The 25,398-nt window shown below is 60.3% G+C and carries 26 protein-coding genes; 18 read left to right on the top strand and 8 right to left on the bottom strand.

Going from position 1 to position 25,398, the window contains the following annotated elements; genetic code table 11:
• From lpdA to GAL01_RS08765, 4 genes are all read left to right on the top strand, one after another.
• Positions 1–1,407 carry a dihydrolipoyl dehydrogenase gene (lpdA, locus tag GAL01_RS08780; protein ID WP_062032066.1) on the top strand — a complete coding sequence of 469 codons (1,407 nt, stop codon included), beginning with the start codon at positions 1–3 and terminating at the stop codon, positions 1,405–1,407.
• 5 nt (positions 1,408–1,412) lie between these two features.
• Positions 1,413–2,381: a lipoyl synthase gene (gene lipA, locus GAL01_RS08775; RefSeq protein WP_062032070.1), complete on the top strand. Its 969-nt coding sequence runs from the start codon at positions 1,413–1,415 to the stop codon at positions 2,379–2,381.
• Entirely contained in the window at positions 2,381–2,860 is a 480-nt protein-coding gene (locus GAL01_RS08770) for a type II toxin-antitoxin system RatA family toxin (RefSeq protein WP_062032073.1), read from the top strand. The genes lipA and GAL01_RS08770 overlap by 1 nt, the downstream gene beginning before the upstream one ends.
• Positions 2,861–2,945: 85 nt before the next feature.
• Positions 2,946–3,260, top strand: coding sequence for a hypothetical protein (locus GAL01_RS08765; protein ID WP_062032078.1), 315 nt, complete (start codon positions 2,946–2,948; stop codon positions 3,258–3,260).
• 80 nt (positions 3,261–3,340) lie between these two features.
• On the opposite strand, the gene GAL01_RS08760 is transcribed toward GAL01_RS08765, so the two are convergent.
• From GAL01_RS08760 to GAL01_RS08750, 3 genes are read right to left on the bottom strand one after another with little or no spacing between them, the layout of a single operon-like run.
• A complete protein-coding gene (locus tag GAL01_RS08760) occupies positions 3,341–3,826 on the bottom strand; it encodes a CinA family protein (protein WP_062032082.1) in 486 nt (161 codons plus the stop codon).
• Positions 3,816–5,666, bottom strand: a complete 1,851-nt coding sequence (locus tag GAL01_RS08755) for a lytic transglycosylase domain-containing protein (protein WP_169926414.1) — start codon at positions 5,664–5,666, stop codon at positions 3,816–3,818. The genes GAL01_RS08760 and GAL01_RS08755 overlap by 11 nt, the downstream gene beginning before the upstream one ends.
• A gap of 22 nt (positions 5,667–5,688) precedes the next feature.
• Positions 5,689–6,291 (bottom strand): YjbE family putative metal transport protein, encoded by a 603-nt coding sequence (locus GAL01_RS08750; RefSeq protein ID WP_062032085.1) that lies wholly within the window; start codon positions 6,289–6,291, stop codon positions 5,689–5,691.
• Between the two features lie 91 nt (positions 6,292–6,382).
• Between GAL01_RS08750 and purB the strand changes: the two genes are divergently transcribed.
• From purB to GAL01_RS08705, 9 genes are all read left to right on the top strand, one after another.
• Positions 6,383–7,714 carry an adenylosuccinate lyase gene (gene purB, locus GAL01_RS08745; RefSeq protein WP_062032090.1) on the top strand — a complete coding sequence of 444 codons (1,332 nt, stop codon included), beginning with the start codon at positions 6,383–6,385 and terminating at the stop codon, positions 7,712–7,714.
• A 145-nt stretch (positions 7,715–7,859) separates the two neighbouring features.
• Positions 7,860–8,624, top strand: a complete 765-nt coding sequence (gene purC, locus GAL01_RS08740; protein WP_062032094.1) for a phosphoribosylaminoimidazolesuccinocarboxamide synthase — start codon at positions 7,860–7,862, stop codon at positions 8,622–8,624.
• Positions 8,621–8,863 (top strand): phosphoribosylformylglycinamidine synthase subunit PurS, encoded by a 243-nt coding sequence (gene purS / locus GAL01_RS08735; RefSeq protein WP_062032098.1) that lies wholly within the window; start codon positions 8,621–8,623, stop codon positions 8,861–8,863. The genes purC and purS overlap by 4 nt, the downstream gene beginning before the upstream one ends.
• Entirely contained in the window at positions 8,860–9,267 is a 408-nt protein-coding gene (locus tag GAL01_RS08730) for a Rap1a/Tai family immunity protein (RefSeq protein ID WP_062032102.1), read from the top strand. Before purS ends, GAL01_RS08730 begins: the two co-directional genes overlap by 4 nt.
• On the top strand, positions 9,264–9,965 hold the full coding sequence (purQ, locus tag GAL01_RS08725) for a phosphoribosylformylglycinamidine synthase subunit PurQ (protein WP_062032105.1): 702 nt from the start codon (positions 9,264–9,266) through the stop codon (positions 9,963–9,965). The genes GAL01_RS08730 and purQ overlap by 4 nt, the downstream gene beginning before the upstream one ends.
• Entirely contained in the window at positions 9,962–12,166 is a 2,205-nt protein-coding gene (gene purL / locus GAL01_RS08720; RefSeq protein WP_062032108.1) for a phosphoribosylformylglycinamidine synthase subunit PurL, read from the top strand. Before purQ ends, purL begins: the two co-directional genes overlap by 4 nt.
• 5 nt (positions 12,167–12,171) lie before the next feature.
• On the top strand, positions 12,172–12,402 hold the full coding sequence (locus GAL01_RS08715; protein ID WP_062032111.1) for a BolA/IbaG family iron-sulfur metabolism protein: 231 nt from the start codon (positions 12,172–12,174) through the stop codon (positions 12,400–12,402).
• Between the two features lie 87 nt (positions 12,403–12,489).
• Positions 12,490–12,825: a Grx4 family monothiol glutaredoxin gene (gene grxD, locus GAL01_RS08710; protein ID WP_062032115.1), complete on the top strand. Its 336-nt coding sequence runs from the start codon at positions 12,490–12,492 to the stop codon at positions 12,823–12,825.
• A gap of 204 nt (positions 12,826–13,029) precedes the next feature.
• Positions 13,030–13,356 (top strand): hypothetical protein, encoded by a 327-nt coding sequence (locus GAL01_RS08705; RefSeq protein ID WP_062032120.1) that lies wholly within the window; start codon positions 13,030–13,032, stop codon positions 13,354–13,356.
• Between the two features lie 4 nt (positions 13,357–13,360).
• Here the strand turns inward: GAL01_RS08705 and GAL01_RS08700 are convergent, their stop codons facing one another.
• The 3 genes from GAL01_RS08700 to GAL01_RS08690 are packed head-to-tail and all read right to left on the bottom strand — an operon-like array spanning position 13,361 to position 16,186.
• Positions 13,361–13,672, bottom strand: coding sequence for a YraN family protein (locus GAL01_RS08700; RefSeq protein ID WP_062032125.1), 312 nt, complete (start codon positions 13,670–13,672; stop codon positions 13,361–13,363).
• Positions 13,673–13,728: 56 nt separating this feature from the next.
• Positions 13,729–14,739: a porphobilinogen synthase gene (gene hemB / locus GAL01_RS08695; RefSeq protein WP_082790782.1), complete on the bottom strand. Its 1,011-nt coding sequence runs from the start codon at positions 14,737–14,739 to the stop codon at positions 13,729–13,731.
• A gap of 4 nt (positions 14,740–14,743) precedes the next feature.
• On the bottom strand, positions 14,744–16,186 hold the full coding sequence (locus GAL01_RS08690; protein WP_062032134.1) for an amino acid permease: 1,443 nt from the start codon (positions 16,184–16,186) through the stop codon (positions 14,744–14,746).
• Positions 16,187–16,278: 92 nt separating this feature from the next.
• Between GAL01_RS08690 and glyA the strand changes: the two genes are divergently transcribed.
• On the top strand, positions 16,279–17,583 hold the full coding sequence (gene glyA / locus GAL01_RS08685) for a serine hydroxymethyltransferase (protein ID WP_062032138.1): 1,305 nt from the start codon (positions 16,279–16,281) through the stop codon (positions 17,581–17,583).
• Here the strand turns inward: glyA and GAL01_RS08680 are convergent.
• Positions 17,562–18,629: a M14 family metallopeptidase gene (locus tag GAL01_RS08680; protein WP_062032229.1), complete on the bottom strand. Its 1,068-nt coding sequence runs from the start codon at positions 18,627–18,629 to the stop codon at positions 17,562–17,564. The genes glyA and GAL01_RS08680 overlap by 22 nt on opposite strands.
• A gap of 300 nt (positions 18,630–18,929) precedes the next feature.
• Between GAL01_RS08680 and GAL01_RS08675 the strand changes: the two genes are divergently transcribed.
• Together GAL01_RS08675 and GAL01_RS08670 are read left to right on the top strand one after the other, a co-directional pair.
• Positions 18,930–20,123, top strand: a complete 1,194-nt coding sequence (locus GAL01_RS08675) for a glycosyltransferase family 4 protein (RefSeq protein WP_062032143.1) — start codon at positions 18,930–18,932, stop codon at positions 20,121–20,123.
• Positions 20,120–21,256, top strand: a complete 1,137-nt coding sequence (locus tag GAL01_RS08670) for a glycosyltransferase family 4 protein (RefSeq protein WP_231865406.1) — start codon at positions 20,120–20,122, stop codon at positions 21,254–21,256. The genes GAL01_RS08675 and GAL01_RS08670 overlap by 4 nt, the downstream gene beginning before the upstream one ends.
• On the opposite strand, the gene GAL01_RS08665 is transcribed toward GAL01_RS08670, so the two are convergent.
• Complete coding sequence (locus GAL01_RS08665) at positions 21,253–22,434, bottom strand: DEAD/DEAH box helicase (RefSeq protein WP_062032147.1); 1,182 nt, start codon at positions 22,432–22,434, stop codon at positions 21,253–21,255. The two genes, GAL01_RS08670 and GAL01_RS08665, sit on opposite strands and share 4 nt — an antisense overlap.
• A 62-nt stretch (positions 22,435–22,496) precedes the next feature.
• Between GAL01_RS08665 and GAL01_RS08660 the strand changes: the two genes are divergently transcribed.
• Both GAL01_RS08660 and GAL01_RS08655 read left to right on the top strand, forming a co-directional pair.
• Entirely contained in the window at positions 22,497–23,429 is a 933-nt protein-coding gene (locus GAL01_RS08660) for a mitochondrial fission ELM1 family protein (RefSeq protein WP_062032150.1), read from the top strand.
• Between the two features lie 14 nt (positions 23,430–23,443).
• Positions 23,444–25,330, top strand: coding sequence for a hypothetical protein (locus GAL01_RS08655; protein ID WP_062032155.1), 1,887 nt, complete (start codon positions 23,444–23,446; stop codon positions 25,328–25,330).
• Positions 25,331–25,398: the final 68 nt, after the last annotated feature.

Here is a 25,398-nt window from a genome sequence, read left to right as displayed (position 1 = left end):
ATGTCCGATACATTCGATCTGATTGTTGTTGGTGGCGGTCCCGGCGGATATGTGGCTGCTCTTCGGGCCAGCCAGCTCGGCATGAGCGTGGCCATCGTGGAAAGCACGCATTTTGGTGGCGTGTGTCTGAACTGGGGCTGTATTCCCACCAAGGCGCTTCTGCGCTCTTCGGAAATCCATCATCTTTTGCATGAACTGGGCACGTTCGGCCTGTCCGCGGACAATATTTCTTTCGATCTGTCCAAGATCGTAGGGCGCTCGCGCAGCATTGCCCGCCGGATGGGCGGCGGCATCGCGCATCTGCTGAAAAAGGCCAAGGTCACGACCTTTGACGGCCGCGCAACACTGGCCGGACGTTCGGGAGAGGCCCATCAGGTCGCCATCACCAAGGATGGCTCCGCGGTAGCGACTATCAAGGCGCCCCATGTCATTTTGGCGACGGGTGCACGGGGACGTCAGCTTCCCGGGCTTGAGACGGATGGCACCCTGATCTGGGGCGCACGCGAGGCCATGACACCGAAAGAACTGCCGAAGCGTCTTCTGGTCATCGGATCAGGTGCGATCGGTATCGAGTTCGCGTCGTTCTATCGGAACATGGGCAGCGAGGTCACGATTGCCGAAGTGGCGGATCGGATCCTGATTGCAGAAGATCCGGAAATCAGCGCCGCCGCCCGCAAGGCTTTCGAAAAGCAGGGGATGGAAATCATCACCAGCGCAAAAGTTGGGCCACTGAACAAGGGTGAGAACGAGGTCTCCACGACGATCGAAAGCCCGACGGGCAAGGTTGATCTGAAGGTAGACCGCGTCATCTGTGCTGTTGGCATCGTGGGCAATGTCGAGGATCTGGGGCTTGAGGGCACCAAGGTTCAGGTTGACCGGACCCATATCGTCACGGACGGTTTCTGCCGGACTGACGAGCCGGGGATCTATGCGATCGGTGATGTGGCCGGCGCACCGTGGCTGGCCCACAAAGCGAGCCATGAGGCCATCCTATGCGTCGAGAAGATCGCCGGACGCTCGCCCCAGCCTCTGCACCCGCTGAACATACCAGGCTGCACCTATTCGCGTCCGCAGATCGCGTCTGTCGGGCTTAGCGAAGAAAAGGCCATCACGGCCGGTCACAAGGTCAAAGTCGGCCGTTTCCCGTTCATCGCCAACGGCAAGGCCGTGGCGATGGGTGAAACGGATGGCATGGTCAAGACCGTATTCGATGCCACGAGCGGCGAGCTTCTGGGCGCGCATATGATCGGCGCCGAGGTCACGGAAATGATTCAGGGCTATGTCATTGCCCGAACCGGAGAACTGACGGAAGCGGAACTGATCGAAACGGTCTTCCCGCATCCGACCATTTCCGAAACCATGCACGAGGCAACACTGGCGGCCTTCGACGGCCCGCTGCATATCTGAGCATCATGTCCCAGCGCATCACCATCGACCATCGTTCGGCGCCCGCTCTCCGTCACCCGGAGAAGGCACACCGGCCTGACAACCCGATCCAGCGCAAGCCGTCCTGGATCCGGGTCAAGGCGCCGAACCATCCCGTGTATCACGAGACGCGCGCGCTGATGCGGGATGCGGGCCTCGTGACCGTCTGCGAGGAAGCGGCATGCCCCAATATCGGGGAATGCTGGTCGCAGCGTCATGCCACGATGATGATCATGGGCGAGATCTGCACCCGGGCCTGCGCGTTCTGCAACGTCACGACCGGAATGCCGAAGCATCTTGATGCGGATGAACCCCGGCGGGTTGGCGAGGCCGTGGCGAAGCTTGGTCTGAGGCATGTCGTCATCACATCCGTGGATCGCGACGACCTTGAAGATGGGGGTGCGGAGCATTTCGCGCGGGTCATCCGTTCGATCCGTCTGACATCGCCGGACACGACGATCGAGATCCTGACACCTGATTTCCTGCGCAAGGATGGGGCGCTGGAGGTCGTTGTGGCCGCACGGCCCGACGTTTTCAATCACAATATCGAGACCGTACCCCGGCTTTACCCCACCATCCGGCCGGGTGCGCGTTACTATCAGTCTGTCCGGCTTCTGGATGGCGTAAAGAAACTCGATCCTTCCATTTTCACCAAGTCCGGCCTGATGCTTGGGCTTGGCGAGGAACGCATGGAAGTCACGCAGGTCATGGATGATTTCAGGATCGCGGACGTCGATTTCCTGACACTGGGGCAATATCTCCAACCTTCCGCAAAACATGCGGCCGTTGAAAAGTTTATTACCCCCGACGAGTTTGACGGCTATGCTGCAGCTGCCCGTTCAAAAGGATTTCTTCAGGTCAGTGCCAGTCCGCTGACCCGGTCCTCTTATCATGCGGACAGCGATTTCGCGAAGCTGCAGGCCGCGCGGAAAAGCCGTCTGAAAGAAAGTCTCTGATGCCGACACATGCCGAGCAAAGGTTGATCGCCTACACTCCGGACCAGCTCTTTGATCTTGTGGCGGATGTTGAGAAGTATCCGCAGTTTCTGCCCTGGTGCGTGAAGGCGAGCATCCGTACCCAGACGGAACAGGAGCTTGTGGCGGACCTGACGATCGGATTTGGCCCCTTCCGCGAAACCTTCACGAGCCGTGTGACGCTGGAGAGGCCTTCGCGAATTCGGGTGCGTTATGAGAAGGGGCCTTTCCGTTATCTGAACAATGTGTGGACGTTCAGCCCTGACCCCCGCGGATGCCTTGTCGATTTCTTTGTGGATTTCGAGTTCAAGTCGCGGCTTTTGCAAAATGCAATGGGTGTGGTGTTCAACGAAGGTGTGCGCCTCATGGTTTCTGCCTTCATCAAACGCGCACGGGACATCTACGGCGTACAGGACACAAAACTTGCTCCTCCGGCACCCGGCCTTTCCCAGAGGACATAAAATTTCGTAGTGTTGCCAGAACCAATCGCGACCTGAGTCGTTACAGGTTCAAGCACCGCAATGGTGACAGGATAAGGATTACGTCATGAAAAAGATTTCTTTTGGCGCATTTGCCCTGACGGCTCTCGTGACTGCTGCTTCCCCCGCCATGGCCGAGCACCATCACCACGGCAAACACCATGACAAGGCTGCTCAGGCTGCGAAAAACAGTGGTTCCGCGACGACGGAAGACCTGAACGCACGCTCGCTGCAGCAGGCTCAGACGCCGGTTTCTCCGACGGCACCGACTGCGGCAGTACCACCCGCTGCACCCACCGCTATCCCGACGGCTCCCAGCCTTCAGGCAGCGCCTGCAGCTCCGGCTGCCTCGACGATGCCAGCTCCGACACAAGGCAACTGAGACTAAAAAACGGGCAGATGGTCTGTTTCGGGTTTGCAGAAAAGGGCGGTTCCGTTCATTCGGAGCCGCCCTTTTCTGTGTCAGATACTTAGGAGCATCTGAAGGGCGTGTTGCACAGCCTGAGAGCGGATACTGGTACGATCACCGGTGAAGTGACACTGGACGAGTATGGGCGAAGCAGTGCGGCAGGCCAGTCCGAAACAGACTGTGCCCACCGGCTTGGCGTCACTCCCGCCATCAGGACCCGCAATTCCCGTCACGGAAATGGCCACATCAGCGTCCAAAGCGTTCAGAAGTCCGCCTTGCGCCATGGCCTGGGCCGCCTGGAGGCTGACGGCGCCATATTGTAAAAGGACCGCTTCCGGAACACTGACGGCGCTCATTTTCAGGACATTGGAATAGGTCACAAAACCACCTTCCAGAACATCTGACGAACCGGGAATATCACTGAGAGCAGCGCTGATCAGGCCGCCTGTACAGCTTTCCACCGTGAGCAGTCTGCGTCCCGAGCTTCGGAAATGCTCCAGAACCTGTCCGGCAAGCACTGCAATGTCGTTATCCCGCATGAAGATTCCTGACACGATAGACCATCATTCCCGCTTCGATATTCTCGATATAAAGGCGCGTTTCGCGATAGGGCAGGCGTTCGATCCAGTCCAGAACACCGTCTTCGGAGAGCGGGTCAGAGGGTGGGTTGGCTTTGAGCCAGAGATCGACCCGATGTGGACCGGCATTATAGGCAGCCAGTGCATAGGGGATCACATTCCCGAAGCGCTCGAGAAGCTGCGAGACATAAGCGTTGCCGATCTTCAGATTTGTCTGCGGATCGGTCAGGGACGCGGGAGAGACATTGATTGGCCCCAGATGCCCCTTGCGCACCACGTCTCTGGCTGCGGCAGGCAGAAGCTGCAGCAGGCCGACTGCCCTGGCACCACTCAGAGCATTCGGGTCGAAGCCACTTTCCTGCCGGATGATGGCGGGAAGAAGGCCGTCAGGGACAGTCGACGCTGCCGGATAAGGATCGGGGAATCCCTGCGGATAGAGCGCAATGCCTTTGCGCGCCAGAGAGTAGGAGGCGAAGACTTCCGGTGCGGCCAACCCCAGGCGGGATGCAGCATCGGCAACGGCTTTCTGACCCTCAGGAGAGGGATTGACGACCCCAAGCATCATGAGGAAATCCCGAGCATGATCGGGATCGCCAGCCTGCACGAGGTCCGTGGCGGCTTCGAGCAGGTCCGGACGACTGAGCGTTCCGGCAGGCGGAGTAGGCAGGGACTGGAGGGCCTGTATCAAAGCGTCGTCAAAAGCCGACGATGACTGGCCTGAGACCAGAATCCCGTTATCCTGTGTCAAGGCAGCGAGAGCGAGCTGACCCGGAAATGTCGTCGGAAAGGCTGCGGCCTTCTGAAATGCGGCTTCGGCATCATGCCGCCTGTCAGCGGCCTGAAGTGCGCGACCTGTCCAATAATACCCCCGGGCCTGCATCTGGAGCGAAGCAGCACCCTGAAGAAGGGTGAAGAACTGTTCGGCACGGGCAGGAGCCTGAAGCTCTCTAAGCGCAATAAAACCACTGAGAAGGGCTGCTTCCTGGCGGTCTGTGGTGTCAGGGGGCAGGGTGGTGTCGTCCGCGAGGTCTGCCGCCTCTTTCGGCCGTCCGTCCAGAAGCAGGGCACGGGCGAGACTGATCCGTTCAGAGGACCAGTCATGGGACGGGTTCGCCCGCTGAAGAGCCGCGCCCTGCGTGTTCCATAAAGACACGGCTTCATCCAGCCTGTCGCCGCGACGCAGGGCGCGGAGGCGGTAGCGGGTCAGGGTCGGATCAGATTGCAGGTCCAATGGCAGGGAGGCGAACAGGGAATCGGCCTCAGGAGAGGCAAGGCGTTCGGCCAGTCTGGCACGGGCCAGAGGCTGCTGATCGGCGGCAAGGCGTTCGATCTGCCTGGAGGCTGCGGAAAACTGGCCCCGCAGTTCGAGCGCTTCATAGCGGCTCCATTGATCGGCGGGCGTGAAGGTCTGACCAAACCGTGCGAGCACAGCCTGTTCTTCGGCGGCCGTCAGGGCGCTTCCGGACAGCCAGAGACGGCGTGCGGTGGAGGTGGGCTCTGGGAGATGATCCGCACAGGCCATGAAGGCAGCTGGCAGCGTGAGGGGGTAAAGCGGGCAGAGCGTGTTCAGTGCCTGCAGGTCGGATGTCTGGGTCAGGGCATTCTGAAAGCGCCACAGGATTCGGGCTCTCTGGGGCCACTGGGGCTTCTGCGTCAGGAAGTTGGCGTAACGCTGCGCAGAAAAACTGCTCCCTTCTGGCCCAACAAGGACCAGCCATTCCGCCAGTCGTTCCTGAACGGGCGATGGGGAGACCTCTATCGGAGAGGCGGCAAGAGCTGACGACGCGACAAAAAGCGTCATCAGTCCGGCAAAAAATGTTTTTTCAGCTCGGAAGAACATGAGTCCAGACCTCCCCGCCGCCGCGGATGATGAGTTCGATTGCAACCCCCAGAACCACCAGAAGACCAACCCATGCAATCCAGCGATATCTCGCCAGCAGGTTGGCGACGACCGATGCCGCAAGCCCCATCAGCAGCACCGAAAGCACGAGCCCCGCAACAAGAATCCACGGATGCCCGACAGCCGCGCCAGCGACAGCGAGTACGTTGTCGAGACTCATGGATAGATCGGCCACCACGATTTTGAGAACGGCAGGCCCCAGACGAGGCGGGGCGGCTTCGACATCCTCGTGATGTTCGCCAACCCGAAGTTCGCGATACATCTTCCAGCAGACCCACAGAAGAAGAAAGCCACCCGCCAGCGTCAGACCGACCACGGCAAGAAGAGTGGTGGCCAGCAGGGCCAGTCCCACACGCAGGATCGCGGCAAACCCTGTTCCGAAGAGAATGGCAAGACGACGCTGCTGCCCTTCGAGATTGCGAACGGCCATTCCGATGACGACAGCATTGTCACCGGCAAGGGTGATGTCGATCAGGGTGATCTGGCCGAGAGCGATAAGGGCGTGGAGCAGAGAGTCAGGGGCCAAGGTGTCATTCTTCCGAAAAGGGGTCCGTGCAATATCTTCGTATTTGGTCTAAGGAGCCTCCGTAAAGCCCCACCTCGCATCCGGAGTTCCCATGGTACCCCGTTACAGCCGTCCGCAGATGACTGCCATCTGGTCTCCCGCCAACCGTTTTCGCATCTGGTTCGAGATCGAAGCCCTTGCCTGCGAAGCCATGGCACAACGGGGTGACATTCCTGCCGAATCAGCAAAAACCATCCGCGAGAAGGGTGACGTTGCCATGGCTGCGTTCTCCGACGCGGACCTGGCCCGCATTGACGAGATCGAGGCCGAAACGCGCCATGACGTCATTGCGTTCCTGACCTGGCTTGCGGAAAAGGTCGGTCCGGACAGCCGCTTTGTCCATCTGGGCATGACGTCCTCGGATGTGCTGGATACCTGCCTGTCCGTCCAGATGACGCAGGCCGCCGATCTTCTGCTGGAAGATCTGGACCGCGTTCTTGCCGCCCTGAAGGCCCGCGCCTACGAGCACCGCAACACGGTCACGATCGGCCGCAGCCACGCGATCCATGCCGAGCCGACCAGCTTTGGCCTGAAGATTGCAGGCCACTACGCCGAATTCGCCCGCAACCGCGAGCGCCTTCTTCAGGCCCGCAAGGAAATTGCGGTCTGCGCGATTTCCGGCGCTGTCGGCACCTATGCCCATATCGACCCGGAAATCGAAGAATACGTCTCTGACAAGCTGGGTCTGGCTGTCGAGAGCGTGTCCACGCAGGTCATTCCTCGTGACCGCCATGCCGCGTTCTTCTGCACCCTCGGCGTGATTGCCAGCGGCATTGAGCGTCTGGCCGTTGAGGTCCGCCATCTGCAGCGTTCGGAAGTCCGGGAAGCTGAAGAGTTCTTCCACAAGGGACAGAAGGGCAGCTCGGCAATGCCGCATAAGCGCAACCCTGTCCTGTCGGAAAACCTGACAGGTCTGGCGCGCCTGATCCGCTCGCATGTCGTGCCGGCTCTGGAAAACGTCGCATTGTGGCACGAGCGGGACATCAGCCACTCCGCCGTCGAGCGCAACATCTGCCCCGATGCAACGATCGGTCTGGATTTTGCTCTGATGCGTCTGGCCGGGATGATGGAAAAGCTGGTCGTCTATCCCGAGCAGATGATCGCGAACATGGAAAGCCTCGGCGGCGTCGTCCATTCCGGCGAAGTGCTGCTCACGCTGGCGCGCGCCGGAATTTCCCGCGAGGACGCCTATCGCATCGTGCAGCGTAACGCCATGGAAACATGGACGAAGCTGAACAAGCCGGGCTTCAGAACCTTCCGCGAAAACCTTGAGGCCGATCCGGAAGTCGCCGGTCGGGTCAGCAAGGAGATTCTCGACCAGGCGTTCGACCCGGCACAGCATCTGCGCGCCGTGGATCGCATCTTCGCCCGTATCTTTGACTGAGAGGCGTGCGGAACGTAGATTTCCTGCGATTTCCTGCGTTCCGCACACTCGCAGTTCCGGTTCCGCAATGCTATGGAACCACAATTCGTCGCTGCTCCAGCCGTCCGCATCTTCTGTCAGGACGGCGCAACGCTAAGGATTGCTCATGGCTCGCCGCCGCCAGCTCTATGAGGGCAAAGCCAAGGTTCTTTTTGAAGGCCCAGAACCCGGCACACTCGTTCAGTACTTCAAGGATGACGCCACCGCCGGAAACGGCGCGAAGAGCGGCATCATCACTGGTAAGGGTGTTCTGAACAACCGTATCAGCGAATACCTGATGCTCAAGCTTCATGACATCAACATCCCGACCCACTTCATCCGCCGGCTGAACATGCGCGAGCAGCTCATCCGCGAAGTGGAGATCATTCCGCTTGAAGTGGTGGTGCGCAATGTAGCGGCGGGCTCGCTGGCCAAGCGGCTTGGCATTCCCGAGGGAACACGCCTGCCGCGCACGATCATCGAATACTACTACAAGAACGACGCGCTCAACGACCCGATGGTATCGGAAGAGCATATCGCAGCGTTCAACTGGGCCGCACCGCAGGACATGGACGACATGAACCAGCTGGCGCTCAGAACAAATGATTTCCTGATGGGTATGTTCACCGCCGTGGGCATCACGCTTGTCGATTTCAAACTGGAATTCGGACGGATCTGGGAAGGCGAGGAGATGCGTATTCTTCTGGCTGACGAGATTTCCCCTGACAACTGCCGTCTATGGGATTCCAAGACGAACGAGAAAATGGACAAGGACCGTTTCCGCCGTGACATGGGTCGCGTCGAGGAAGCGTATCAGGAAGTGGCAAAGCGTCTCGGGATCCTGCCCGAGGCCGGGAATGGTGACCTCAAGGGTCCGGAGGCAGTTCAGTGAAAATCCGCGTTTTTGTTTCCCTGAAAGACGGCGTTCTCGATCCGCAGGGCAAGGCCGTGGGCCATGCTCTGGAAACCCTTGGCTTCAAGGGCCTGGGCGAAGTCCGCATCAACCGCGTCGTTGAACTCGATGTTCCGGCAGACAACGCTGCCGATGCGCTGGAGCAGGGTGAAGCCATGGCGCGCGCTTTGCTGGCAAATGAAGTCATCGAGGATTTCAGCGTCGAGGTGGCAGGATGACCCGTCTTCCCAAGATGCTCCTGCTGGCCGGTCTTGTGGCCGCACCGGCTCTCGTGGCAGCCCCGGCCCACGCGCAGCGCGTGTCCAAGGTTTCGGGCAAGGCTTTGGGCCAGATGTGCTCCAGCAAGTCCTCCATTGGCATGTGCGACGCCTATCTGTCTGGCCTGATGGATGGTGAAGCCTGGGCCAAGAAATACGACAGCTTTGCGCATGACGAGTCTGCTCCGGTCGCGTTCTGCGTTCCAGCCCAGCAGACCGCACCCCAGGTCCGCGGTCTGGTCGTCGCCTGGCTGCGTGCCCATAACGATGCGCTGACGGAGCCTGCGGGCAAGGCCGTCTATCGCGCGCTGCATGACACCTATCCCTGCCATGCGGCATCCGCTCCGGCGGAGGGCCAGAAATGAAGGCAGGTATCGTCGTATTTCCCGGCACGAACCGGGAGCGCGACATGGTCCATGCCCTGAAGCTGGTCACGGGGCAGGCGCCGCGTCTGATCTGGCACGGGGAAACCTCGCTGGGTGATCTGGACCTCGTCGTGCTGCCGGGCGGCTTCAGCTTCGGGGATTATCTGCGCAGTGGCGCCATGGCCGCGCACTCGCCGATCATGCGGGACGTCAAGGCGTTCGCAGGCAAGGGCGGACACGTTCTGGGCGTCTGCAACGGCTTCCAGATCCTCACGGAATCCCATCTTCTGCCAGGTGCGCTTCTGCGCAATGCTGGGCTGCGCTTCCTGTCGCAGGACTGCCATCTGAAGGTTGAGAACGCGTCGTCGCCTTATACGCAGGGCTGGACGCGCGGCGATGTGTTCCGCGCACCGCTGGCACATGGTGACGGGAACTACACGGCCTCGCCCGAGACGCTGAAGCGCCTTGAAGGTGAAGGACGCGTGGCTTTCCGCTACTGCGGTGCGGATGGTATGGTTTCGGACGATGACCGCGCCACCAACCCAAACGGGAGCACGCGCTCCATCGCCGGGATCCTGAGCGAGAACGGCCGCGTCTGTGGCCTGATGCCGCACCCGGAGAACCTGACTGACCCCGAAATCGGCGCAACCGACGGCGTGCCGCTTTTCAAAGGCCTTGTGGAGGCTCTTGTCGGATGAGTGTGACGATTGATGCCCAGCTTGCCCAGTCTTTCGGACTGACCGGCGAGGAATACGACAAGCTTGTCACGATCATGGGACGGACACCGAGCTTTACGGAGCTTGGAATTTTCTCTGTCATGTGGTCCGAGCACTGCTCCTACAAATCGTCCCGCATCCATCTCAAGACGCTGCCGACCAAGGCGCCGTGGGTCATCCACGGACCGGGCGAAAACGCAGGCGTCGTGGATATCGGCGAGGGTCTTGCCGCTGTCTTCAAGATGGAAAGCCACAATCACCCGTCCTTCATCGAGCCTTACCAGGGCGCGGCAACGGGCGTCGGCGGCATCCTGCGTGACGTGTTCACGATGGGCGCACGTCCGGTTGCGAACCTCAACGCCCTGCGTTTCGGCGATCCGAAACATGCAGGAACGCGTCGTATCGTCGATGGCGTCGTCCGTGGCGTTGGCGGTTACGGCAACTGCGTCGGTGTTCCAACCGTGGGTGGCGAAGTCAACTTCCACAAAGCGTATGACGGCAATCCGCTCGTCAATGCGATGACTGTCGGTGTGGCCAAGCAGGACAAGATCTTCCTGTCGGCCGCGGCTGGCGTGGGCAATCCGGTTGTGTATGTCGGCTCCAAGACAGGACGTGACGGCATTCATGGCGCGACCATGTCTTCGGCGGAGTTCGACGAGGAAGCCGCCTCCAAGCGTCCGACCGTTCAGGTTGGCGATCCGTTCATCGAGAAGCTGCTGATCGAAGCCTGCCTTGAGCTTATGGCAACGGATGCGATCGTGGCCATTCAGGACATGGGTGCAGCCGGTCTGACGTCATCTGCCGTTGAAATGGCAGGCAAGGGCGGCGTGGGCATCGAGCTCAACCTTGATGCCGTTCCGCAGCGCGAGCCGAACATGTCGGCTTACGAGATGATGCTGTCCGAGAGCCAGGAGCGCATGCTCATGGTCCTCAAGCCCGAACGGACCGAAGTTGCCCGCGCGATCTTTGCGAAGTGGGAACTGGATTTCGCGATCATCGGTGTGCTGACCGATACGGGCCGCATCACGATCCGCCATAATGGCGAGGTCGAGGCTGACATTCCGCTGGCGCCGCTGGCGGATGAAGCTCCGGTCTATAACCGCCCGACTGTGCCGCTCACGGCACCCGCTCGGATCGAGACGCCTGCCGACCCGGAAGGGATCGAGAAGGCGCTACTGACACTGATCGGCTGTCCGGATCTGGCGTCCCGCGCCTGGGTCTGGAACCAGTATGACGGCTCGGTTGGCGGCAACACGGCGCGTCGTCCAGGTGCAGCGGACGCGGCTGTCGTGCGCGTTGAAGGCACACGTCTGGGTCTTGCCCTGACGACGGACTGCACACCACGCTACTGTCAGGCTGACCCGAAGACGGGCGGGGCGCAGGCTGTGGCCGAAGCATGGCGAAACCTGACAGCAACCGGTGCAACGCCGCTGGCCGTGACGGACAACCTGAACTTCGGCAATCCGGAACGTCCCGAAATCATGGCGCAGTTCGCCGATGCCATCAAAGGCATGGGCGATGCCTGCCGTGCGCTCGACTTCCCGGTCGTGAGCGGCAACGTCTCGCTGTATAACGAGACGCGCTCCCCGTCCGGTGAGGCACAGGCCATTCTGCCGACGCCTGCGATCGGTGCGCTTGGCGTGCTGGCGGATGCCTCCAAGTCCATCGGGCTTTCGATGCCAGATGCCCATGATCTGGTGCTGGTCGGCTCCATCCGCGGCGAACTCGGGCAGTCCCTGTGGCTGCGCGAAGTCTGTCAGCGTGAAGATGGCGCACCGCCCGTTGTCGATCTTGCGGTCGAACGTCGCAATGGTGACTTCGTGCGCAGCCAGATTGGCGCAGGTACAGTTGCAGCCTGTCACGACATTGCCGATGGCGGACTGCTAGTGACGGTGGCGGAAATGGTCATGGCAAGCGGCGTGGGCTGCACGCTTGAAGCCGCTCCGACGGACGTTGCAGCACATGCGTTCTGGTTCGGTGAAGACCAAGGCTGCTACGTCATTGCAACTTCCGACGGCGCAGCCCTTGTAGCCGCTGCCGAGAAGGCCAACGTTCCGGCAATCCGTCTGGGACGTTCGGGCGGCAGTGATCTGGTTCTTCCGGGAACAGTCAGCGTCAGTGCGGAACGTCTCAATGAGATCAATGCCGCGTTCTTCCCGCGGTTCATGGGTGAGGGAGCCTGATTTTTATGCCAATGGCAGCTTCTGAAATCGAACGCACGATTCTTGCCGCCATTCCTGATGCCCGGATCGAGATCGAAGATCTCGCCGGGGACGGGGATCACTACGCCTGCCAGGTCACAAGTGAGGCCTTCCGCGGGCTTTCGCGTGTACGCCAGCACAAACTGGTTTATGATGCATTCGGAACCCGCATGGGCACTGAACTGCATGCGATGGCCCTCAAGACGCTCACCCCTTAAGAGCCGGGGCTGACGTCTCTTTTTCCAGACGAGCACTGACAGCAGGACCGGGCCTTTCGTCCGTCCTGCCGAACCAAGGAAAATCCAATGTCCGAAACCGTGTTCCAGCATATCCAGAACCTGATCGACGCCAATCCGGTCATGCTGTTCATGAAGGGTGACAAGCTCTTCCCGCAGTGCGGCTTCTCCGCACGCGTGGTCCAGATCCTCAACCATCTTGGCGTCCCGTTCGCAACCTGCAACATTCTTGAAAGCGCTGAACTTCGTCAGGGCATCAAGGACTTCTCGCAGTGGCCGACTGTGCCTCAGCTCTACGTCAAGGGCGAGTTCGTTGGTGGCTGCGATATCGTGACCGACATGTATCAGAGTGGCGAGCTTGAGACTCTGCTGACTGAAAAAGGCATCACGACCGCTAACGCCTGAGTTGCTACGGCCTGATTCGGGGCCAATCATGGCGAAAAGTGTTGAATTCAGCACTTTTTAAGCATTGCTCCTGCCACAATTCAGCCATGAAGCGGCGAAAAGTGGCAGGACCTTGATTTTTTCGGAAACTTTCCCATCAGGGGTTGTCGAACCCCGAGTTCAGCGCATAGGCTGGTTTCATCAAAAGGGATGGGACGAACGTCAATGGCGCGGAACTGGGTCGGCAGAGTTGCTCTGGGTATCATGGGTGTCGGTATCTGCGTGGGAGCAGGCAAGGCCTATGCCCGTCCGGCCATCACCGATTACGAAGCCAGTAAGCTGACCTTCGATGCTCTAACCGCCACGCCAGTCTATCATCGTGCCGTTTTCCACCATGCGCTTGCCCGTCGCACGACGTCGCATAATACGGCCGTGGCTTGGAGCAGCTCACACGCGATGGTCCGTAATATAGCTTACCGTCCGCACGCAATCGCTCATGCACATGTAACGGTTGCCTCCGCACACCATCACGCTCGCATCCGTCGTACCTGATCTTTCAGAACTGGCGCAGCGCATCCTGAATGCGTCGCGCCTGACCTGAAAGGTCCACGACGATCAGATCAAACCGGGTGTTGGGCCTGTTCCATTCCGGTTTTGTCAGCAGAATATATTCGAAGGCTTCCATCAGCCTTTGAGACTGCCTGACTGTCAGGCATGACGCACTTTCCCGCAGGCTGCGTCTTTGCTTGACCTCAACGGCAATCAGCCATTCCGAATCTGTCGCCAGAAGATCGAGTTCGCCGTAAGGCGTTCGTAATCTGCGTGCGAGAATTGTCAGCCCGCGCTCCTCAAGGAGGCGGGCTGCAATATTTTCAGCGTCCAGCCCCGTATAATAGGACTGAACGCCGCGTGCCTGAGGGCTTTTCAGCGTTCGTCTCGCAGCAGACGGGCGGCATCCAACGCGAAATAGGTAAGGATGCCGTTACAGCCGGCACGCTTGAAAGCGATCAGGCTTTCCATGATTGTGCGATCCCGGTCGAGCCAGCCGTTCTGGATTGCACCCATCAGCATCGCGTACTCGCCCGATACCTGATAGGCGAAGGTCGGGACCTCGAAACGTTCACGGACACGACGGATGATGTCGAGATACGGCATGCCCGGCTTGACCATGATCATGTCCGCCCCTTCACGCAGATCCTGCTCGACTTCGCGCATGGCTTCGTCGGAATTGGCAGGGTCCATCTGGTAGGTCTTCTTATCCCCGTGCAGCAGACTGCCGGAACCCAGCGCGTCACGGAACGGACCGTAGAACGCGGAAGCATACTTGGCCGTGTAGGCCATGATACGGGTGGTGTCGTAGCCATTGCCGTCGAGCGTTTCGCGGATAGCTTTCACGCGGCCATCCATCATGTCTGACGGAGCAATAATGTCGTTGCCAGCGCGGGCCTGATTGAGCGCCTGCTGGCGCAGGATCTCAACAGAGGCGTCATTGAGGATGCGGCCATTCTCTATCACACCGTCATGCCCGTGATCGGTGTACGGATCGAGCGCCACGTCGCCGATGATACCCAGATCGGGGAAAGCATCCTTGATGGTGCGCGACGCACGACACATCAGGTTGTCCGGGTTCAGGGCCTCCATGCCGGTGGCATCGCGGACGCTCATGGGCGTGACGGGGAAGATGGCGACGGCCGGGATGCCGAGGTCCACAGCCTGCCGGACGTGTTCCACGACATTGTCCACGCTGACGCGCTCGGCGCCTGGCATGGAGTCGACCTTCTGGCGCTGGTTTTCACCTTCGCAGACGAAAATCGGCCAGATCAGGTTGTCGACATGCAGGCGATGTTCCTGCACCAGACGGCGGGTGAAAGCATCGTGGCGATTACGCCGCGGACGGGAGAGGGGGTATGCTGCATTGCTCATGCCCCCGATCATGCGCCTAACTTTGGTCTCTGCAAAGTCGACTGTTGCGGATGCCGTAAGCAAAATAGACGGCAAGTCCAATGACCAGCCAGACGACAAGCCTTATCCATGTCAGGCGATCAAGCGACACCATTACCGCGCCGCAGGACAGTATTCCGAGGACGGGAATGACGCTTCCGCCTGGCACACGGAACTGGCGCGGAGCCTCCGGCTGGGTTCGGCGCAGGACGGGAACGCTCGCACAAACGATGATGAAGGCAAGCAGCGTTCCGATCGAGGTCATGTTCCCGAGTACGCCGATCGGCACGAGAGCCGCGAGAAGGCTGGTCAGAACCGCGAACAGCAGATGGGACGTCCAAGGCGTTCGGGTGCGGGTGTTCAGCCGGGCAAAAAGCGGAGGAAGCAGTCCGTCATGGGACATGACGAGAAAGATCCGGGCCTGCCCCAGAAGCATCCCGAACAGCACCGAGACATAGCCCGACGTAATGCCGAGTTTCACGAGGCTTGCGACCCAGGGAAGGTGAGCAGTGTCGATGGCGGTTGCCACTGGGCTCGGATCGTTGGCCATGAGGCGATAATTGACCACCCCAGTCAGAACCAGCGAGAAAATGACGTAGACCACGGAGCAGATCAGCAGACTTCCGATGATTCCGATCGGAATATTACGTGCCGGGTTGCGGCTGTCCTGCGCGGCGGTCGAGACGATATCGAAGCCGAGATAGGCGAAGAAGGCCATCCCGGCCGCGCGCATGACACCGGAAAATCCGAAAGAGCCGAACGTGCCGGTATTTTCAGGGATGAACGGATGATAATTCGCCATATGAACATGTGGCGCGCACACCACGATCACGATGGCGACGACCGCCAGCTTGATGATGACGACGGCCGTATTCACCTTTGCGGATTCGCTGACACCCCGCATCAGCAGCGCCGTGACGATCCACAGGGCGCAGGCTGCTGGCAGATTGAACCATGCGGTCGTGATGGTACCGTCCGACAGCGTGACGGGCGTCAGGGGCGGGGCCAGAAGCCTCGGGTCGATGGGTAACCCCCATCCGCCCAGAAGCGACGCCAGATAACCGGACCAGCTTGAGGCGACGGTCGCCGCCCCCACCGTATATTCGAGTACGAGATCCCAGCCGATCATCCACGCGATCAGCTCCCCCATGGAGGCATAGGCGTAGGAATAGGCCGAACCGCCGGAGGGAATCATCCCGGCCAGCTCGCCATAACACAGACCCGCAAAACCGCAGGCCACGGCCGCGATGACGAAAGAGAGCGTCACGGCCGGACCGGCATTCTGGCCGGCAGCGACGCCCGTGAGAGAGAAAAGACCAGCACCGATCGTCACGCCGATACCGAGGGCGACGAGCTGCCAAGGACCGAGAACACGCCTGAGGCCAGTCTGGCTGTCGGCTGCGGATGATACGGGTTTGGTCCGCCAGAGCGGAGTGGTCATGAAGGTTCCTCGTTTGTTAGGCGGATTGTTTTTGCCGAGGCAGGCAATCTGGGCTAGTCACATGCCGAACTCACCCTGGAGAATGGACCACGATGTCGGAACACGCCAGCCAGTCCACGCTGAATCGTTTCTTTCATGCCCCCCTCAAGGAGGTTGATGCCGAAGTTGCCACCATCCTGAACGAGGAGCTGACGCGCCAGCAGGACGGCATCGAGCTCATCGCTTCGGAAAACATGGCCTCCTTCGCCGTCATGGAAGCACAGGGTTCGGTGCTGACGAACAAGTATGCGGAAGGCCTTCCGGGCAAGCGCTATTATGGCGGCTGCGTGGATGTGGACCGCGTTGAAAACCTCGCCATCGAGCGTCTGAAGAAGATGTTCGGCGCAGAGTTCGCAAACGTGCAGCCGCATTCCGGTGCCAATGCCAATCAGGCCGCCTTCATGGCGCTGGCCAAGCCGGGAGATACGATTCTCGGCCTGAGCCTCGCGGCTGGTGGACATCTGACGCATGGCGCGGCTCCGAACTATTCGGGCAAGTGGTTCAACTCCGTACAGTATGGTGTGCGCGCCGAAGACGGCCTGATCGATTACGATCAGATGGAAGCGCTGGCCCGCGAGCACAAGCCGAAGATCATCGTGGCTGGCAGCTCGGCTTACCCGCGCGTTATCGACTTTGCCCGCTTCCGGAAGATCGCCGATGAAGTCGGGGCGTATCTGATGGTGGACATGGCGCATTTTGCCGGTCTGGTCGCCGCAGGTCTGTATCCGAACCCGGTTCCGGTTGCGGACATCACGACGTCCACGACCCATAAGACGCTGCGCGGCCCGCGTGGTGGCATCATCCTGACAAACGACCCCGATCTGGCGAAGAAAGTGAACTCCGCCGTGTTCCCGGGCCTGCAGGGCGGTCCGCTCATGCATGTGATCGCGGGCAAGGCCGTCGCGTTCGGTGAAGCGCTTTCGGATGAATTCAAGGCCTATCAGAAGCGCGTTCTCGCCAATGCGCGTGCGCTGGCGGACGAGCTTCAGAACCGTGGCTTCGATATTGTTACGGGTGGCACGGACAGCCATCTGATCCTCGTCGATCTGCGTCCGAAGAAGGTGACGGGCAAGCTGGCCGAAGCCATTCTGGAACGTGCCGGCATTACGGCGAACAAAAACGCCATCCCGTTCGATCCGGAAAAGCCGTTCGTGACCTCCGGCATCCGTCTGGGCAGCCCGGCAGCGACGGCACGTGGCTTCGGAGAAGCCGAGTTCCGCGAAATCGGCCGCATGATCGACGAAGTGCTGACGGCGGCTCTTGAGGAAGAAAATTCCGAAGCCGTCACGGCGCGCGTGCATGAGGAAGTGAAGGCCCTGTGCCGTCGCTTCCCGATCTACGACCGCGCTTCGGCCTGAGATCTGAACGGCGCTGCGGTCCGTCTGGCCAGACGGACCGCAAGCTGTCCCCGTCGGGGACGAAGATTGGGCATGATCAGCAGGCACTCGTCATAAGGTGTGTAGATCAGGTCATGTCCATCATGGGCGAGGGGCGTTCCCGCTTTGGGGATTGTGACCCCGCCCTCCCATGGCCTGACGAAACTGAAATCTGCGTGCCGGGCAATGATGTTGTCGGTTACGACGGCCATTTCGGGCTCGCAGGCTCCCTGCGTCGCATGTCCTCGCAGATGAATGGCCTCGGCCTGCGCCAGAAGACGCTCAATGGCGCTTTCCATGACCGTGACGGTTCCAGGCTCCCAGTGAGATCCCGCTTCCAGAAGACAGCTTCGTCCGGTCCCGCCTGGTGACATGAAATGGGCATGTTCGATCAGGCGTGAACCGCCCTGATGCCCCAGATCCGTCAGAACTGTCTGAGGCAGATTTCTGCCCGCAGCCAGAGCGCAGGCCAGTTCTGCTGACCGCTGACGGGGAGAGGCGATGAACAGAGGCTCGGACGGCCAGAGCGTGGAATGCAGATCGAGCAACAGATCAGCACGGGCGATATACGGCTGAAGCTGACGGGCCCGTTCAAGCTCGCTGGAGTGGTCGCGGCCATTCAGCCGTGTGCTGTGCCACAGACGGTTCAGGTCCTCATCGACATGGCGAGCCAGAACCGGATTTGTGATGTCGAACCGGTCAAAAGCTTCCAGATTGGCCAGAATGAACGTCAGACGCCCCGATATCAGGGCCACTCCTCGGCGCCGAAAATTTTCAAGCGCCCATCCACCGGCATATTCATTGCCGTGCACCATGGCGGTGATGACAATTTCAGGACCTGAACGCCCCGAGTCGAAAATCCACACTCCTGGTATGCCTGAAGGCGGCATCCGCCACATGGAAAGATCAGGCGGGGGAAGAGACACGGCAAAAACAGGTGACGGCTGCCCGAAACCGGGCAGCGTTTCCGACAGCCGGGGCTGACGTATCCGGATGGGATGGTGACGCTGTCCCGCCTTGCAGCTCATGCCAGCCCACTCCAAGACAGACTGACACGACGAAGAGCGCTCTCCGTCCGGCAGCCCGGCGAAGCCATACCTGCACCACAGAGCGTAGGACATGGATCGGTCATGGATTGTAGTGTAAGCACGTTAGGCACAGGTCGCCAGAGAGAGAGCATCGCCTTTCTTTCCTTCCGCAAAGGAAAGACGTCACATTTTTCCGGGGCCCGTCCGGCGTTACTGTTTTGTGTTTTCCGCCCGGTTTTTCAGAGATTTCGGCTCCTTGCCCACGTTCACGACCAAGGACAGACGACCCATGAACGGACGATGAAACAGTCTCTCTCCATTTTTCACAAAGTATGGCAACGCTTTCCTGCGGAAGCCCGGCGGCGCTTTTTTGTCTGGGCGACTGCTCTGGCCGTACCTGCGGTCAGGCGGGGCAAGCCGGTTGCGGCACAGGGGATCATCGTTGCGGGCGAATTCAGCCGTAGTTCCGGACTTGGAGAAGGGGCAAGACTGATGGTCCGGGCGCTGCGGGAGATGGGGATTGCCTGCGCGACATGGGATATCGACCGTCGTGTTCTTGAAGGGGACATGACCGGACCGGGAGCGCCGCTGGTGATGCATGTGAATGCCCCCATGCTGCCTTATGCGCAGTTTTTCATGCCACGCGCGCTACGGACGGGACGCCGGATCATCGGATACTGGGCGTGGGAGCTGCCGGTCGTCCCGGAAACATGGCGTCTGGCCCGGCGACATGTGCATGAAATCTGGGCGCCCTCGCAGTTCACCGCTGATGCCCTGCACGCGCTGGGGCGGCCGGTTCGGGTCGTGGAACACCCGGTCGGTCTTGCAGAGGGAAAATCTTCAGGGCGGAACCGGACGTCTTTTGGACTGCCGGAAGACTGCGTAATTGTTCTTGTTTCGTTCAGTCTTTCATCCAGTATGGTCCGCAAAAGCCCGATCGAGACAATCCATGCCTTCAGGAAAGCCTTTGGTGACCGCACGGACCGGCTGTTGCTTATGAAAATCGGTCATACCGCGCATTACCCCGAAGATCTAGCGACGATCCGGGCAGCAATCGGCGGGGCTTCCAATATCCGTATTGAAACGGGCCAGTTCGATGGCGCCGACAGGCTCGCTTTGACGGAGTGTGCGGATATCGTGCTGTCCCTGCATCGCAGCGAGGGCTTCGGGCTTGTGGTGGCTGAGGCCATGGCGCTCGGGCGCTGCGTGATTGCAACGGACTGGTCCGCAACAACCGAGTTTCTGGATGAAACCTGTGGTCTGCCGGTTGCATACACTCTCATTCCCGCCCGTGATCCGCGTGGGATCTGGGAGATGCCGGACACACAATGGGCAGAGCCCGACATGGATTCCGCCGTCCATGCTCTTCGGACGGCAGCCGATGATCCGGATCTGCGCGCCCGTCTGGGGGTGCAGGCCAGGCGCAGGGTCGCGACCCGCCTGAACGGTGCGACATTGCGAGATGCGGCGCAGGCCGTTGGAGTGCGGCCGTGAGAAAACGTTCCAAACGTATTCTGGCCAAACGTATTCTGGCCGAACGTATTCTGGCCGAACGTATTCTGGCCGAACGTATTCTGGTCTGGCAGTGGGGGCGGCGGGGTGCCGGGCCACGCATTGCAGTTGATCTGGCGAATGGTCTCAAGAGAATGCCGGGGACGGATGTTCTGTTATGCCTGTCAGAACGGGCAGAAATCCTGCGCAGCCGGAATGCCCCCGAAGCCGTGGTCAAGGTTGCGACGTATAGTTCGCTCCGTGGACTGCTGAAAAGGCTTCTGACCGCCCCCTGGCTTCGCAGGCAGCTTGCGCGGATCGTGCGGGATTTCCGCCCGGATGTTGCCATCTGTGCCATGCCCGGACCGCTGGATATGCTGATGACGCAGGTGCTTCACAGAGCCGGTGCCTGGATCGTCGTCATTGTTCACGATGCCCAGCCTCATCCGGGAGACGGCTACCCCTTGCAGGGGCTGTTGCAGCGCCGCTTGATCCGCCATGCCGATCAGATCGTTACCTTCAGCCGCCATGTTGCCGATGGACTGACCTCTGGGCCTCATGCCGTGCAGTGTCCCGTGACGTCCCTTGCGCATCCACCTTTCATCGGCGGTACGGGAGTAGTCCCGTTTGCGCATGGAGGTGCGCCTCGCATTCTCATGTTCGGGCGTCTTCTTCCATACAAGGGGCTGGACCTTCTGGCGGAAGCTTTGCCACACGTCCGGCAGGGCTTTGAGTGCCGGGTGGTGGGGCATGGGCCTGCAAGTCCCGAACTCCGCAGGCTCGAGGGGCTTGAGAACGTCAGCGTCGAGAACCGCTGGGTTGAGGAAGACGCCTTACCTGCGCTGGTCGAATGGGCCGATATCGTAGTGCTGCCCTATCGTGAGGCGTCCCAGAGTGGCGTGGGCGCGATGGCGATTGCCAGCGGGCGCTATGTGGTCGCAACGCGTGTGGGTGGTCTGGTCGAGCAGTTTTCCGGCGATACGCAGGCTATCCTGTGCGATCCGGACCCGACGGCGATTGCCCGGGCGCTGGAGGCGATCCTTGAAGCCCCTCCGCCCGTACGCCCCTGCGTTGACAATGCGCAGGAATGGGAAAATCTGGCGAGGAACATTCTCGCCAGTAGGGACAGTTCCTAACGGTCCAGCGAATCTTCCGTCGCGATCCTTACGCGATAGCCGATATGTTTCTCCACATCGCGCAGAAAAGTCCGTTCGTCGATATTAATGAGCGAAAACGCTACGCCCTTGCGTCCGGCGCGGGCTGTCCGGCCGATACGATGAACGTAGGCTTCCGGCGTTTCGGGCATATCCATGTTGATGACGAGATCCACATCCGGAATATCGAGACCGCGCGAGGCAATGTCTGTCGTCACCAGAATGGGAACGCGCCCCTGACGGAACAGGTCGAGCGCCTTGTTGCGGGCGCCCTGCGTGCGATCGCCATGCAGGGTTTCGATCCGCAGGTTGTGGCGCCGCAGGATTTTGGCGAGCGCGTCCACCGTGTTCTTCGTCCGCGCGAAAACAATGCTCCGCCCTTCGAAATGCTTCAGCAGACGGGCCACGGTTTCGGGCTTGTCGTCCTTTTCCACGAAGATCGCCCGCTGGCGGATATTTTTGGGCGTGAACGACTCCGCCGCGATTTCCACGCGAACGGGATTGCGCGTCACCCGCTTGGCAAGATCCATCACGGGTTCAGGCAGAGTGGCCGAACAGAAGACGGTCTGGGGCGGGTGATCCGGGAAATAGGGCGTCAGGGCCGTCATGCTGGCAGAGAAATCCTCGTCCAGCAGGCGGTCGGCTTCGTCCAGAACGAGATAGGTCAGATGTTCCAGAACAAGGTCGGCCTGCATGACCAGATCCAGAAGACGACCATGCGTCGCCACAACGATATCAACGCCGTCGCTGACGGACTGAACCTGCTGCTCACGCGATGTTCCACCGCAGACAACCCGTGTTTTCAGGGAAAGCCTGCGCCCGAGCTGACGGCACACGGCAGCGGTCTGGGCGGCGAGTTCGCGGGTGGGTTCAAGAATGAGCGCGCGTGGGCCCGGCGCCGGGCCGGCTTCCTCAAGCTTCTGAAGCATGGGCAGCACGAATGCCGCTGTCTTGCCGCTACCGGTCTGGGAGCCGACCAGAACATCCTTTCCCTCCAACAGAGGAGGGATGGCCTGCGCCTGGATCAGGCTCGGGCGTTTGTGTCCGGCCTGGGCCAGAGTTGCCAGCAAAGGGGCAATCAGCCCAAGCTCTTCAAATCCGGGAGCAGGAGCGGCTGGCGTTGCGTTCGAGGAGGCAGGGGGCGTCTGGGACGTTGTCATCTGCGCTTCTTGCCAAATTTCTCGCAGTTCGGGAAACACCTTCTTTTTTGCGGAGTTCCGTCATGAAAGCCATCATCATCGCGGAGGACTTCGCCGGCATGCGCGCGCAAGGGGCAGGACTGGCGGAAAAGGCGGGTCTGGAGTGGGATTTCCGACCGGTGCGCATCCAGCCGTTCTGGTCGCGTTTTCCCGCACGGTACTGGCCGTTTCCCCTGAAGCGGGTCGATCCGATCAGGATTCCCGAAGATACATGCCTCATCATCTGTATTGGGGGAACGGGAGGTGTGCTTGGCCGGGCCGTCGCCCGACGCGAAGGACTGCCCGTCGTTCAGATCCAGAACCCGCGCATGCCGCCCCGCAAGTTCGATCTGGTGATTGCCAACACACATGATGGCATCACTGGGCCAAACGTCTTGATCTCGCGCAATGCACTTCATCCCGTAACGCAGCAGAAGCTCGATCTGGCACGTACCCGATGGGAAGGGCGGCTGAAGCAGGATACACGTCCACTTCTGTCCGTTCTGATCGGGGGCGCCAATGGCCGCTTCACATTGGGCGCGGCTGAAGCAGACCAGATAGCGGAAGGGATCATCGCCTTTACAAGGCGCAACACCATGCAGGCCGTTCTGACCCCCTCGCGCCGGACCGATCCGGCTGCAGTTGCTATTTTCCGCAAACGGCTGGAGCCGCACGGGATTGCCATCCTGACAGGAAACGGCGACGAAAACCCCTATATGGGCATGCTGGCCTGTGCGGACATGATTGCCGTAACGACAGACAGCGTTTCCATGATTTCCGAGGCCGTGGCGACATCAGCCCCCGTTCTGATTTTTCCGCTGCCCGGGCGTTCAAGCCGGATCTCACATTTTGTGAAAACCCTCGAAGACGCCGGGCGCGTGAAACTGTTCGACCCCGAACAGGCTCCGTGGGATGTGGCCCCGCTTGACGATACCCCCCTCGTGGCGAGAGAAATGCGCCGACGTCTGAAGCTCTGAAAGGGCCCCCCTGTATGCTCGATATCCGCACCTTTGGTCCGCAGGGTGGCAATATTCTTTACAAGGCGCTGGCGCATCCGCTTGCCGCCGAAGCCCTCATCCGCATGGAAGCCGAATTCGCAGGCCGGACACTCGCTGTCTACGACCCGGATGACGCCGCACGTACGCTGGCAGCCCTCTATCCCGGTCTGAAACCGGCCCATGTTTATGTCCATGATACGGAACAGGTCGGCAAGCCGGACGGTTTTGGCGGGACGCTGCGGGCGCTTGTGGATCTTCCGACGACGGAAGCGGATGTCATCCTCGCCCTGTCGTTTGAAGATGCAAAAATGCGGACGCGCCTGAAGGGGCTCCTGAGCGGACGGGAGCTTCAGACCCTCGCACCGGCACGCCTTCCGGATGACATGATCGTCAAGGGGCGGCCATATCTGGACAAGCTCAACTTCGCGACCAATTTTGCTTTTTTCCGCGAAACGGACCGCTTTTCCTGCCGGATCGTGACGGCCAATTACTGGTCGAGCTATGCGGCCGAAAACCTGCGCTACTGGATGCGGCTCTATGACGGAAGCGGTAGCATTCTTGCACAATGGGAACAGCCGGTGACGCAAGCCGGTGCGGGGATCACGATCGACAGCGCCGCAGTGCGGCGGCGGTTTGATCTGCCGGAATTTACCGGACAGCTTTTCATCCACGTTCTCGGTGCGCGCGGGCATGACGTCGTGAAATACGCGCTTGATAGCTGGGGCAAGAACGGTGATCCGAGCCTGTCTGTCACGCATGACGCCAATGCCTGGCCCTCCGTGCGTTACGCGACCCTCCCAGCCCCGGAACCTGATGAGACGCTGATCGTCTGGATCCAGAACAGTCATGCGACAACGATCCCGGCGGGCGCGATTTCTTTCAACCATATGGGGGAGGAGGCCGCACGTCTGATCGACCATGCGGTCGGGCCATTCGAGACGCTGGCTGTGGATGTCGGTGCGCTCATTCCAGGGTTGCACTGGCCCGCACAGCTTGAACTGCGCTCGGGGCGGCATCTGGTCCGGCCGCGCTATGAAATCACCCAGCGGGGCAGGACCCGCATCGCCCATCTGAATGTGGAGCGGGACAATCTGCGTCCTGACCCCGCCATCCGTCAGTTTCCGCCTTCGCTGGGCCGGGGCTTCCTGCTGCCGTTCCCGATCCTCGACCCAAAGCGCTTCGAGACTTTCCTGCAACCCAACCCCATGTCCGAAGCGCTTCAAAACCTTCCCGTCAGGTTGGACCTGTTTGATGAATCCGGAAAAAAAACCGGTTCGCATTTTCTGGGAAACCTGCCGCGTAATCATGACACAGCCGTGGCCCTGCATGATCTGACGGACCGTGCGGGTCATGCGGATCTGGTCTACGATTTCCGCGATGGGGGTGAAGCGGACGGCTGGCTGCACGCCCTGATGCGATATCGGAACCGCAAGAGCGACCATGCCGCAGAAACCAGCTTCGGGGCGCATATCTTCAATACGCTCATGACGTGGCGTTCGGAGCCACAGTCCTATTCAGGCCCACCGCCGGGCCTGACCACCCGGCTGTTCCTGAAACTCGGCCAGAAAACAGCTCTGAACACACTGCGCAGCTTCTGTTGCCTGATTCATCCAGCCTCCATTGAGGGCACCGACATTTCGGAAACAGTCCTCCTGCTTCACGCAGCGAATGGTTCGCTGCTGGCCCAGACCACGATCAGGATCGCTCCGAACGGATCTTTCATGGTGCGTCCACACGAACTCTTCGAAGCATCGAATCTCGATCGTGCAGGGGAGGGTGGCTATGTCCTCATCCGTGACCTGACCTGCCGCCTTTTCGGCTATCACGGACTGGAAGACGGGCAGGGAGCGTTCTCACTGGACCACATGTTCGGCTTCTGAGCACCCGAAAAGGGAAGCTGGAGCAAACAAACAATCCGGCTTCCCGCGAAAAAGACCTTGTCAGAAAA

This window comes from Gluconobacter albidus, assembly GCF_002723915.1.
Taxonomy (GTDB): domain Bacteria; phylum Pseudomonadota; class Alphaproteobacteria; order Acetobacterales; family Acetobacteraceae; genus Gluconobacter; species Gluconobacter albidus.
This window is presented reverse-complemented; position numbering and strand designations above follow the sequence as displayed.

Coding starts and splice junctions, on each gene's coding strand:
- GAL01_RS08730 (WP_062032102.1), top strand. CDS start 8,860: ATGACCCGTCTTCCCAAGATGCTCCTGCTGGCCGGTCTTGTGGCCGCA.
- GAL01_RS08755 (WP_169926414.1), bottom strand. CDS start 5,666: ATGACGCTTTTTGTCGCGTCGTCAGCTCTTGCCGCCTCTCCGATAGAG.
- purL (WP_062032108.1), top strand. CDS start 9,962: ATGAGTGTGACGATTGATGCCCAGCTTGCCCAGTCTTTCGGACTGACC.
- GAL01_RS08675 (WP_062032143.1), top strand. CDS start 18,930: ATGAAACAGTCTCTCTCCATTTTTCACAAAGTATGGCAACGCTTTCCT.
- GAL01_RS08770 (WP_062032073.1), top strand. CDS start 2,381: ATGCCGACACATGCCGAGCAAAGGTTGATCGCCTACACTCCGGACCAG.
- lpdA (WP_062032066.1), top strand. CDS start 1: ATGTCCGATACATTCGATCTGATTGTTGTTGGTGGCGGTCCCGGCGGA.
- GAL01_RS08680 (WP_062032229.1), bottom strand. CDS start 18,629: ATGAGCTGCAAGGCGGGACAGCGTCACCATCCCATCCGGATACGTCAG.
- hemB (WP_082790782.1), bottom strand. CDS start 14,739: ATGATCGGGGGCATGAGCAATGCAGCATACCCCCTCTCCCGTCCGCGG.
- GAL01_RS08655 (WP_062032155.1), top strand. CDS start 23,444: ATGCTCGATATCCGCACCTTTGGTCCGCAGGGTGGCAATATTCTTTAC.
- GAL01_RS08660 (WP_062032150.1), top strand. CDS start 22,497: ATGAAAGCCATCATCATCGCGGAGGACTTCGCCGGCATGCGCGCGCAA.
- grxD (WP_062032115.1), top strand. CDS start 12,490: ATGTCCGAAACCGTGTTCCAGCATATCCAGAACCTGATCGACGCCAAT.
- purB (WP_062032090.1), top strand. CDS start 6,383: ATGGTACCCCGTTACAGCCGTCCGCAGATGACTGCCATCTGGTCTCCC.
- lipA (WP_062032070.1), top strand. CDS start 1,413: ATGTCCCAGCGCATCACCATCGACCATCGTTCGGCGCCCGCTCTCCGT.
- glyA (WP_062032138.1), top strand. CDS start 16,279: ATGTCGGAACACGCCAGCCAGTCCACGCTGAATCGTTTCTTTCATGCC.
- purQ (WP_062032105.1), top strand. CDS start 9,264: ATGAAGGCAGGTATCGTCGTATTTCCCGGCACGAACCGGGAGCGCGAC.
- GAL01_RS08690 (WP_062032134.1), bottom strand. CDS start 16,186: ATGACCACTCCGCTCTGGCGGACCAAACCCGTATCATCCGCAGCCGAC.
- GAL01_RS08705 (WP_062032120.1), top strand. CDS start 13,030: ATGGCGCGGAACTGGGTCGGCAGAGTTGCTCTGGGTATCATGGGTGTC.
- GAL01_RS08760 (WP_062032082.1), bottom strand. CDS start 3,826: ATGCGGGATAACGACATTGCAGTGCTTGCCGGACAGGTTCTGGAGCAT.
- GAL01_RS08765 (WP_062032078.1), top strand. CDS start 2,946: ATGAAAAAGATTTCTTTTGGCGCATTTGCCCTGACGGCTCTCGTGACT.
- purC (WP_062032094.1), top strand. CDS start 7,860: ATGGCTCGCCGCCGCCAGCTCTATGAGGGCAAAGCCAAGGTTCTTTTT.
- GAL01_RS08715 (WP_062032111.1), top strand. CDS start 12,172: ATGCCAATGGCAGCTTCTGAAATCGAACGCACGATTCTTGCCGCCATT.
- GAL01_RS08665 (WP_062032147.1), bottom strand. CDS start 22,434: ATGACAACGTCCCAGACGCCCCCTGCCTCCTCGAACGCAACGCCAGCC.